Here is a 9,765-nt window from a genome sequence, read left to right as displayed (position 1 = left end):
ATAGTGGGTGGTTCCACGTTTTCTGCGGGCCGGGGGCCCGGGCCCGGGGGGGGCCCGCACCCCCGGCTGCCGGCTACTTGCCGACGCCCAGGACCGCGAGGTCGATGCGGCCCATCGAGTCGTTGAAGTAGACGTTGGTCAGACGCGGGTTGTGGTAGATCAGCGCCTTGTCGAAGTTGATCGGCAGGTAGAGCGCCTTCTCCATGACCTTCGTGTTGATCTGGCCGTAGAACGGGGCGGCGGCTTCCGGGGTGGCGGCGGCAGCGGCGGTCTTGAACAGGCCGTTGATCTCGGGGTCGTTGACCTCGGTGTAGTTGTTGTTGCCGTTCGGCAGGATGAACGATCCGTCAACCAGCGGCTGCAGGAAGCCCGAGCCGGAGTTGTAGTCGGCGCCCCAGCCCATGACGATGATTCCGTAGTTCTTCTTCTTCACGTTCTCGGGCGAACCGATCGTGGAGGAGGAGAGCTTGCCGTCGTACTGGTCGATCGTCGCCTTGACGCCGATCTTGGCGAGCGCGGCCTGCAGGGACTCGGCGCTCTTGACCTCGGGGGCGCGGTTGTTGCGCACCGCGATGGTGGTCTCGAACCCGTCGGGCTTGCCACAGGCCTTGAGCGCGGCCTTGGCCTTGTCCGTCTGCGGCTTGCCGCTCGTCAGGTTGAACGGGTCGTACTTCTTGTCCGAGCCGGGGATGCCGGGCGGCAGCATGTTCGCGCCGAGGTCACCGCTGGTCGGGCCGCCGCGGGCGTTCTGCAGCGACTTCGGGTCGGCCGCGTAGATGACGGCCTTGCGGCACTCGATGTTGTCGAACGGGGCGACCGTCTGCGGGAAGGCGAAGTAGCGGATGTAGCCCGTGTAGGGGTTGTCCGCGTTCTTCTTGAGGTTCGTGTCCTTGAGGATCTTGTTCTTCGCGGCCTGCTGGACACCCGTGCCGTCGACGGCGAGGTCGATGTCGCCGGAGAGCAGGCGCTGGTCCATGTCGTCCGGGTTGGTGGTGACCGTGAAGGAGACCTTGTCCGGCAGACCCTTGCGGATCGTGTCGGTGGCCGGGTCCCAGTTCTCGTTGCGGACGAAGACCGCACCCTTGCCGGAGGCGAAGGACTCCACCTTGTAAGGACCGGTGGCGACCGGCTTGTTGGTGTAGGAGGCACCCGCGTCCTTGCCCACCGGGACCGGCGAGGAGGACGGCATGGCCAGCAGGTACTTGAAGTCGGAGTTGGCGCTCGCCAGGTTGAAGACCACGGTGTGGTCGTCCGGCGTCTCGACGGACTTCAGGCCCATCTTGTTCGGGTCGGTGTCCTTGTAGGGACCCGGGTACTTCTGGCCCTGGTCGAGCAGGTCGATCAGGTACGTCGGACCGCCGGACAGCACGTCCTGCGCGAAGACGCGCTCGATGCCGTACTTGAAGTCCTTGGCGGTGATCGGCGTGCCGTCCTCGAACTTCACCCCGTCCTTGATCTTGACGGTGTACGTCTTGCCGTCGTTGCTCAGCACCGGCTCGCCCGCGGCGAGGTCCGGAACCAGCTTGGTGCCGGCGGCACCGGGCTTGCTGTCGTACGCGTACAGCTGCCGGATGTAGAGGCGCTGCAGGTTCCACACGAAGCCGTAGTAGGCGCGCGCCGGGTCGAGGAAGTCGACGTCCTGCGGGGACCAGAGCTTGAGCTCGCCGCCCTTGGCGTCGGACGCGTTGACCACGGCGGCGGTGGCGCCGCTGTAGCCCTTGTCGCCCTTGTCGTCGCCATCGGCCTTCTTGTCGTTGCCACCGCACGCGGCGGTCAGCGACAGGGCGGCGATCACGGCGGTGATCGCGAGTGCCTGCTTTCTGCGGATCACGGTTGTCCAACCTCCATAGGTGGGTGAATCGAAGAAGCGGTTCAGCTGCCCTTGGGGTCGAGTGCGTCGCGCAGCCCGTCCCCGAAGAGGTTGAACGCCAGGACGGTGATGAAGATCGTGATACCCGGGACCACCATGTACATGGGGTCGTCCTGGTAGATGGGGACGGCGTCGGAGAGCATCTTTCCCCACGAGGCGGTGGGCGGCTTGACGCCGGCGCCCAGGAAGCTGAGGGCCGCTTCCGTCAGGATGTTGGTCGGAATGATCAGCGTCGAGTAGACGAGGATCGGCGCGATCAGGTTGGGCAGCAGCTCCTTGATCAGGATGTAGCCGCGGCCCGCGCCGAGGCTGCGTGCGGCCTCGACGTACTCGCGTTCACGCAGGGAGATCGTCTGTCCTCGGACGATGCGGCCGATGTACGGCCAGCCGAAGAAGCCGATGACGACGATCAGCACGCCCATCCTGACTCCCGAACCCTCGAACCCCCAGAGGGAGTTGGGGACGACGGAGACCAGGGCGATGGTGAACAGCAGCTGCGGGAAGGCCAGCAGCAGGTCCATCACGCGGCTGATGACGGCGTCCACCCAGCCGCCGAGGAAGCCGGCCAGCGCGCCGAGGAGGCTGCCGAGGACGACCGAGACGAAGGCCGCCAGGAAGGCGACGACCAGCGAGATGCGGGCGCCGTAGAGGATGCGGCTGAACACGTCGCGCCCGTTGGTCGGTTCGACGCCCAGCAGGAAGTCGGAACTTACGCCGCCGAAGGAGCCGATCGGCGTGCCCAGGTCCGGGTCGATCATGTCCTCGTGGAACTCGTTGGGCGGGTGGCCCAGCAGGCTCACGATCTGCGGCGCGAAGACCGCCACCAGGATCAGGAGGATCACGACCACGCCGCCCGTCAGCGCGACCTTGTCGCGCTTGAGCCGCATCCAGGCGATGCGGCCGGGCGAGCGGCCTTCGATGGCCTTGGCAGGGACGTCGGCTACGGACACGGGTGCGGATGTCTCCGCGCTCGCGTCGTGCAGTGGTGCCGTCATCGTGGTGGGGACCCCTCTCGGCCGACGGGTGGCCGGCCCATGCCCGCCGCTGTGGCGGCGTTGGTGCGGAGTGGCGCTCGGAGTGCTCGGGACACGTGGAACGCGTGCGAAGTGCGGTGGGAACTGCGGTGTGATGCGAACTGCCGTGCGAACTGTCGTGCGAAGTGCCGTACGGGGTGCGGAGCGGAATGCGGTGCAGCCTGAGTGCGGGAAGTGCAGGAAGTGCAGGAAGTGCCGTGTGAAACATCAAGCGAAGTCCACGTGCCGAACCGCGTCCTGAGAGGACTGACCGGCTCTTGGGTGGGGAGTCTTCATCGGGCGCTCGACCAGCCGCCAGACCCGCAGGTGAATGGATGCGCAAACGTGATCTGACACCCGGGTTCCCGTTATCCGGACTCCGCTCACGGCTCAGCGGAGCAAGACCGTCCGTTCGGTACGCAAACGGACATGGCGCCCAACTCATCGGAGGAGTGCGCCAATTGGACGCCCATCACGGGTGATATCCGGACAAGCGGAAGGCCGCCGGGAACCGTGGTTCCCGACGGCCGGAGGTCTCTCGCCGATGCCCGTCCCAGGCCCCGGGCGGGGCCGCGCGACTCCCTGTAGGCGGGTCGGCACTCGGCCTGACCTGGCCCGGGGAGGAGGTGCCGCGGGTGTCTAGTAGGCCGCGGCCTGGCCCTCGCGGTCGTAGAACGGGCGGGTCTGCGCCCGCAGCCACATCGCGACCGGATCGTGCTCGTCGGCCAGCGCGACCGTGCACACCGGCACCCCTTCGGGCACCGCCCCGACCGACTGCCGCATCATCTCCCGTACGGATTCCAGCGCGGGCGCGGAGGCGTCGTACAGGTCGAGCCCCACCGCGAGGTACGCCGACCCGAGCGCGGGCTGCACCCAGGCGCGGCGCAGCGAGCGCACGGCGGGCGTGCGGTGCGCGTGCTGGGTGAGCAGCCCGTAGAACTGCGGGAGCTCCAGGGCCGGCTCGGACAGCCGCAGCGGCCCCGCGGGCATGCGGTCCAGGCCGGTGGCGACGCGGCGCAGGTCGGCCCAGGGCACGCCGAGGCCGCCGCCCCGCTCGTGCGGGTTGACCCACAGGCCCCAGCGGTCCGGGTAGAGGGCGCGGGCGATGTCCCGGCCGGTGACCACCTCGTAGCCCCGGTTCCAGCCGCTGGCGGCCAGCTCCTGCGGCGAGGTCACGCAGGGCGCGTACCCGAGGCCCTCGACCTCCATGCCGCCGTACTGCGCGTCCGGCGAGCCGGACTGCCCCTGCCACAGCAGCATCCACAGCCGGCCCTCGGCGAGGGCGTGCAGGAATGACTCGTATCCCTCATAGCGCCCGGGAGTCACCTGGCGCAGCATGTGCTCGACCTGCCCGGCCGCGGCCGTGCCTGACGCACTCACCCGGTACCCCTCTTCGTCCGCCCGTCGTCCACCCGTACCAACCAGCTTAAGCGGCGCTAGGGAAGGTAGAAGGGGCGTACGCGCTCACGAATCCAGTCCGTGACCGGGTCCTCGGCCGCGTCCAGGAGGATCAGCTGCACGGGCCAGGGCGCCGGTACGCGGGCCAGGGCCCGGCCGAGGGCGGCCAGCGGGGCGTCCCGGGCCGTGGGATCCCATCCCGCCAGCCGGACACCGATGTAGAGCTGCGGGGGTCCGGCCTCGACGCTGGCGAGGCAGCGGTGGGCGGCGGCGACCACGCCGGTGGCGCGGAACTCCTCGGAGGCGGCGGCGAGGAAGTCGACGGGGTCCTCCTGCCAGTCGGGCTCGAAGAGCCGGACGCGGGCGCCGGTGGCGGGGCCGTCGAGGGGGGTCCGTCCGGCGCGGCAGAGCTCCGCGACGGCGGCCGGGGGCAGCGGGACGCCGACGGCCCCTTCGGGGTTCACGGCGATGCCGAGCTGCGGGGGCAGGCCGCGGGCGAACTCGACGGCGGGGGCGACCGCGAAGTCCATGGCGGGGCCGGCGCCGAAGCGGAACTGGGCCTCCGAGCTGTAGACGGGGACGTACGCCTCCGCGTCGATCAGCATCGTGGGGAGGTCGAGGGCGGCGTGGTCGGGGCCGCCGCCGTGCGGGAGCGGCACCCAGACCTGGCTGCGGGCGAGCACCTCGAGGATCCGCGGGCCGGCGTCGGCCTGGCCGAGGGCCGCCCCGAGGACCTGTTCCAACTCGTTCGCCGGCCAGCCGCTGCCCTGCATGTTCCCCTGCCTCCGTAAGGCTCCGCCCGATGTCGCCCCGAGGCTACCGCCCCGTCCCCGCCTCCCCGCCCGCGAGGAACGCGATGCGGGTCACGGCGGCGGCCGAGCGGCGGTCCAGGAGGGTCGCGGAGGCGCAGCCGGCGGGGAGGCGGCCGGCTTCGGCGTCGCGCAGGAGCCGGCCCACCGCGCCCCGGTGGCGGGCGAAGGCGTACGCCGAGACGCGGCGCCCCCGGGCCGCCTGCCCGGACAGGGCCTCCTCGGCGGTGGTGTCGAGCAGCAGGAGGTGCAGCGAGCCGCCCCGGCGCCGGGCGGCGGCGGCCAGCAGCCCCCGTACCCACACCTGGGTGCCGCAGTCGTGGACCACCACGGACGCCCCGGAGCGCAGCCGCCGCCAGAGCCCCCAGTAGTGCGCGGCCCGCACCAGCGGCCGGTACACCGCGTACGGCAGCGCGCCCGGCATCCGGCGCTCCCAGCGCTCGCGGGCGTCCTGGGAGTCGATGCCGCCGCCCTCCGCGGCGCGCTTGATCAAGGTGCTCTTGCCGCCGCCGGGCAGGCCCGACACCACCACGATGTCCCCGGCCGGGAACCCGAGGCGGTGGGGCCCGCGCACCGCGCCGCCGCGCAGGTCGCACACCGGCCGCCCCGCCGGCCGCGACCGCGCGCTCCGCTGGGCCGGGAGCCCGTCGACCGTGCCCGTCGTCGTTCCCGTCGTCGTCAGCGCTCCGAATCTCCGCACGGTGATCGTCTCCCCCCGAATCGGGCCGCCAGGACCCCTGCCCACTGAGTGTAAAGAGACGGTAATCCGGGGGTCCCGGTTCCGGTCCGTCCGTTCTTCAGGGCCCCACTGCCCGCTCTCCAGCGACCCGTGCAATGATGTGCGCCATCTGGACACCAACTGCATACCGGCCGCTTGAATCCGCGCGGGAGAGTCCCGGCACGCCGCGAGGCCGTGCCCGGGCGCCGAAGGAGCAAGTACCTCCCTTGAATCTCTCAGGCCCCGTACCGCGTGGATGAGGCAGATCTGAAAAGCGAGCCGCGACGCGTCCGTCCCCGACGGCCGCCGCGTGCTCCACCCAAGGTGCAAGCCCAGGGCGTCCCGTCCTTCGTACGGGGAACTCTCGGCGAACCTCTCAGGTTCCGATGACAGATGGGGAGGATCGTCCTCGTCATGTCATGCCCTGGGACCCGGGAGCCACACCCATGAGCACTGCCCCCCGCCTGACCGCGCTCGACGCGCTGCACCGCCTCCTCGGTGCGACCATGACCGACTTCGCGGGCTGGGACATGCCGCTGCGCTACGCCAGTGAGCGCGACGAGCACAACGCCGTGCGCACCAAGGCCGGCCTGTTCGACCTGTCCCACATGGGCGAGATCACCCTGACCGGCCCCGAGGCCGTCAAGGTGCTGGACTACGCGCTGGTCGGCAACATCTCCACCGTCGGCGTCGGCCGCGCCCGCTACACGCACATCTGTCAGGAGGACGGCGGGATCCTGGACGACCTGATCGTCTACCGCCTGGGCGAGACCGAGTTCATGGTCGTCGCCAACGCCTCCAACGCGCAGGTCGTGCTGGACGCGATCACCGAGCGGGCCGCCGGCTTCGACGCCGAGGTCCGCGACGACCGCGACGCCTACGCGCTGATCGCCGTGCAGGGCCCCGAGTCCCCCGGCATCCTGAAGTCGCTGACCGACGCCGACCTGGACGGCCTGAAGTACTACGCGGGCCTGCCGGGCACCGTCGCGGGCGTGCCCGCGCTGATCGCGCGCACCGGCTACACCGGCGAGGACGGCTTCGAGCTGTTCGTCTCCCCCGGGCACGCGGTGGAGCTGTGGCAGGCGCTGACCAAGGCGGGCGAGGGCGTCGGCCTGGTGCCGGCCGGCCTGTCCTGCCGGGACACGCTGCGCCTGGAGGCGGGCATGCCGCTGTACGGGCACGAGCTGACCACCGCCCTGACCCCGTTCGACGCGGGCCTGGGCCGGGTCGTGAAGTTCGAGAAGGAGGGGGACTTCGTCGGCCGCGCCGCGCTGGAGGCCGCCGCCGAGCGCGCCGCGACGAACCCGCCGCGCAAGCTGGTCGGTCTGATCGCCGAGGGCCGCCGCGTCCCGCGCGCCGGTTTCCCCGTCGTCGCCGACGGCCAGGTCATCGGCGAGGTCACCTCGGGCGCCCCGTCCCCGACGCTCGGCAAGCCGATCGCGATGGCGTACGTCGACGCGGCGCACGCCGCGCCCGGCACCTCCGGCGTCGGCGTGGACATTCGCGGTACGCATGAGGCGTACGAGGTCGTGGCGCTGCCGTTCTACAAGCGGCAGAAGTAGTCACCACCGCCGTACGGCCGGCCGTGCGGCGGTGTTCCGGCGCCCCGGCGCCCGTCTCAGTACCCGAGACCACTGTTCACATCCACTCCCCCGCATCCAGGAGAATCAGGTCATGAGCAACCCCCAGCAGCTGCGTTACACCAAGGAGCACGAGTGGCTGTCGGACGCCGTGGACGGCGTCGCGACGATCGGCATCACGGAGTTCGCGGCCAACGCGCTCGGTGACGTCGTCTACGCCCAGCTCCCCGCGGTCGGCGAGACCGTCACCGAGGGCGAGACCTGTGGCGAGCTGGAGTCGACCAAGTCGGTCAGCGACCTGTACTCCCCCGTCTCCGGCGAGGTCGTCGAGGCCAACCAGGACGTCGTGGACGACCCGTCGCTGGTGAACTCCGCCCCGTTCGAGGGTGGCTGGCTGTTCAAGGTGCGCATCTCGGACGAGCCGACGGACGTGCTCTCCGCCGAGGAGTACGCCGCGCTCACCCACTCCGACAACTGACACCCCAGGGGATCCTGATGTCCGTTCTGAACACCCCGCTCCACGAGCTCGACCCGGACGTGGCCGCCGCGGTCGACGCCGAACTCGTGCGCCAGCAGTCGACCCTGGAAATGATCGCGTCGGAGAACTTCGCTCCGGTCGCCGTCATGGAGGCCCAGGGCTCGGTCCTGACCAACAAGTACGCCGAGGGCTACCCCGGCCGCCGCTACTACGGCGGCTGCGAGCACGTCGACGTGGTCGAGCAGATCGCGATCGACCGCATCAAGGCGCTGTTCGGCGCCGAGGCCGCGAACGTCCAGCCGCACTCCGGTGCGCAGGCCAACGCCGCCGCGATGTTCGCGCTGCTGAAGCCGGGCGACACGATCATGGGCCTGAGCCTGGCCCACGGTGGTCACCTGACCCACGGCATGAAGATCAACTTCTCCGGCAAGCTCTACAACGTGGTCCCGTACCACGTCGACGAGTCGGGCCAGGTCGACATGGCCGAGGTCGAGCGCCTCGCCAAGGAGTCCAAGCCGCAGCTGATCGTCGCGGGCTGGTCCGCCTACCCGCGCCAGCTGGACTTCGCCGCCTTCCGCCGCATCGCGGACGAGGTCGGCGCGTACCTGATGGTCGACATGGCGCACTTCGCGGGCCTGGTGGCCGCGGGTCTGCACCCGAACCCGGTGCCGCACGCCCACGTCGTCACCACCACCACGCACAAGACCCTCGGCGGTCCGCGCGGCGGTGTCATCCTGTCGACGCAGGAGCTGGCCAAGAAGATCAACTCCGCGGTCTTCCCGGGCCAGCAGGGTGGTCCGCTGGAGCACGTGATCGCCGCCAAGGCCGTGTCCTTCAAGGTCGCCGCCTCGGAGGAGTTCAAGGAGCGCCAGGTCCGCACCCTGGAGGGCGCGAAGATCATCGCCGAGCGCCTGATCCAGCCGGACGTCACCGAGGCGGGCGTCTCCGTCCTCTCCGGCGGCACCGACGTGCACCTGGTCCTGGTGGACCTGCGCAACTCCGAGCTGGACGGCCAGCAGGCCGAGGACCGCCTCCACGAGATCGGCATCACGGTCAACCGGAACGCGATCCCGAACGACCCGCGTCCGCCGATGGTCACCTCGGGCCTGCGCATCGGTACGCCGGCGCTCGCCACCCGCGGTTTCGGCGCCGAGGACTTCACCGAGGTCGCGGAGATCATCGCCGCGGCCCTGAAGCCCGTCTTCGACGCCGACGACCTCAAGGCGCGCGTCTCCGCGCTCGCCGCGAAGTTCCCGCTGTACCCGACGCTGTAACGGGCCAGACGGAGGGCCCGGCCGTGTTTTCCACAGGGCCGGGCCCTTTTCGTACCGCGAGGACGGCCTCGTACCCGACCGGCCCCATCGCGGTCGGGGCCGTCCGCCGCACCGGGCCCGGCCCGGCCCGCCCCGCTCCTTCCGGCCCCCCGCCGCGAAGGTCCTCCGCCCCCTGACCTCCTTCTTCGCCGCACCCGTCGCCGCGCCCGTCCTGTCCCGCGAGGGCGAGAAGGACCCGGCCCGGCCAGTTCGCCCCTGGGCGCCGGCATCGCCCGGGTGGCCGCCATGGCGCCCGTCACGTACTTCCGGGCCGCCCAGGCGGGCGTCAGGGCCCACCACGCGGGTCCGCCCGGCCCCGACCCGGTCCTGGACGGCGCCGAAGGCCCCGCCGACGGCTCCGCGGCACCGGAACGCGAGCTGACTCACGTCTGACCGACCCGTCCGGGAGCCGAAGCGTTCACCTGCACGCGTTAGGCTCGACTGCCGGACAAAATCCGCAGATCCACCCCTCTTGATCCACCACCCCAGCCCCCACCCCACCCACGAGCAGACAAGGGAGTCCCCCCGTGGCCAACACCCTCTTCGACCTCTTCTCCATCGGCCTCGGCCCCTCCGCCACCCACAC

Annotated in this window: 9 protein-coding genes and 1 riboswitch; of the genes, 4 read left to right on the top strand and 5 right to left on the bottom strand. The window is 70.8% G+C overall.

The features are described 5' to 3' along the window. Nucleotides 1-73: 73 nt before the first annotated feature. The 5 genes from ACFV0Q_RS32135 to ACFV0Q_RS32115 form a co-directional block, all read right to left on the bottom strand. On the bottom strand, nucleotides 74-1,831 hold the full coding sequence (locus tag ACFV0Q_RS32135) for an ABC transporter substrate-binding protein (RefSeq protein WP_385010127.1): 1,758 nt from the start codon (nucleotides 1,829-1,831) through the stop codon (nucleotides 74-76). 41 nt (nucleotides 1,832-1,872) lie between these two features. Continuing rightward, on the bottom strand, nucleotides 1,873-2,865 hold the full coding sequence (locus ACFV0Q_RS32130; protein WP_385010126.1) for an ABC transporter permease: 993 nt from the start codon (nucleotides 2,863-2,865) through the stop codon (nucleotides 1,873-1,875). A 657-nt stretch (nucleotides 2,866-3,522) separates the two neighbouring features. Next, a complete protein-coding gene (locus ACFV0Q_RS32125; RefSeq protein WP_385010124.1) occupies nucleotides 3,523-4,263 on the bottom strand; it encodes an enhanced serine sensitivity protein SseB C-terminal domain-containing protein in 741 nt (246 codons plus the stop codon). 56 nt (nucleotides 4,264-4,319) lie between these two features. Continuing rightward, the gene (locus ACFV0Q_RS32120) at nucleotides 4,320-5,054 is read right to left on the bottom strand and encodes an enhanced serine sensitivity protein SseB (protein ID WP_385010122.1); all 735 of its coding nucleotides are present in this window, start codon (nucleotides 5,052-5,054) and stop codon (nucleotides 4,320-4,322) included. 43 nt (nucleotides 5,055-5,097) lie between these two features. Further along, nucleotides 5,098-5,796: an AAA family ATPase gene (locus ACFV0Q_RS32115; protein WP_385010129.1), complete on the bottom strand. Its 699-nt coding sequence runs from the start codon at nucleotides 5,794-5,796 to the stop codon at nucleotides 5,098-5,100. Nucleotides 5,797-5,965: 169 nt separating this feature from the next. Further along, nucleotides 5,966-6,069: riboswitch (glycine riboswitch) on the top strand. Between the two features lie 185 nt (nucleotides 6,070-6,254). Here ACFV0Q_RS32115 and gcvT point away from each other — a divergent pair. From gcvT to ACFV0Q_RS32095, 4 genes are all read left to right on the top strand, one after another. Continuing rightward, nucleotides 6,255-7,370 carry a glycine cleavage system aminomethyltransferase GcvT gene (gcvT, locus tag ACFV0Q_RS32110; protein ID WP_385010121.1) on the top strand — a complete coding sequence of 372 codons (1,116 nt, stop codon included), beginning with the start codon at nucleotides 6,255-6,257 and terminating at the stop codon, nucleotides 7,368-7,370. Between the two features lie 112 nt (nucleotides 7,371-7,482). Next, nucleotides 7,483-7,866, top strand: coding sequence for a glycine cleavage system protein GcvH (gcvH, locus tag ACFV0Q_RS32105; RefSeq protein WP_385010119.1), 384 nt, complete (start codon nucleotides 7,483-7,485; stop codon nucleotides 7,864-7,866). 17 nt (nucleotides 7,867-7,883) lie between these two features. Continuing rightward, nucleotides 7,884-9,140 (top strand): serine hydroxymethyltransferase, encoded by a 1,257-nt coding sequence (gene glyA / locus ACFV0Q_RS32100; protein ID WP_385010118.1) that lies wholly within the window; start codon nucleotides 7,884-7,886, stop codon nucleotides 9,138-9,140. A 285-nt stretch (nucleotides 9,141-9,425) separates the two neighbouring features. Continuing rightward, complete coding sequence (locus tag ACFV0Q_RS32095) at nucleotides 9,426-9,572, top strand: hypothetical protein (protein WP_385010117.1); 147 nt, start codon at nucleotides 9,426-9,428, stop codon at nucleotides 9,570-9,572. The last annotated feature ends 193 nt before the right edge of the window (nucleotides 9,573-9,765 follow it).

Origin of the sequence: Streptomyces sp. NPDC059564 (assembly GCF_042735575.1) — a bacterium.
Classification (GTDB): domain Bacteria; phylum Actinomycetota; class Actinomycetes; order Streptomycetales; family Streptomycetaceae; genus Streptomyces.
Note: the sequence above shows the minus strand (reverse complement) of the source record. Positions and strands in the feature narration are given on the sequence as shown.

Bases quoted from the DNA above. Each gene is read 5' to 3' on its own strand.
- ACFV0Q_RS32130 (WP_385010126.1), bottom strand. From the start codon at position 2,865: ATGACGGCACCACTGCACGACGCGAGCGCGGAGACATCCGCACCCGTG.
- ACFV0Q_RS32120 (WP_385010122.1), bottom strand. From the start codon at position 5,054: ATGCAGGGCAGCGGCTGGCCGGCGAACGAGTTGGAACAGGTCCTCGGG.
- gcvT (WP_385010121.1), top strand. From the start codon at position 6,255: ATGAGCACTGCCCCCCGCCTGACCGCGCTCGACGCGCTGCACCGCCTC.
- gcvH (WP_385010119.1), top strand. From the start codon at position 7,483: ATGAGCAACCCCCAGCAGCTGCGTTACACCAAGGAGCACGAGTGGCTG.
- glyA (WP_385010118.1), top strand. From the start codon at position 7,884: ATGTCCGTTCTGAACACCCCGCTCCACGAGCTCGACCCGGACGTGGCC.
- ACFV0Q_RS32095 (WP_385010117.1), top strand. From the start codon at position 9,426: ATGGCGCCCGTCACGTACTTCCGGGCCGCCCAGGCGGGCGTCAGGGCC.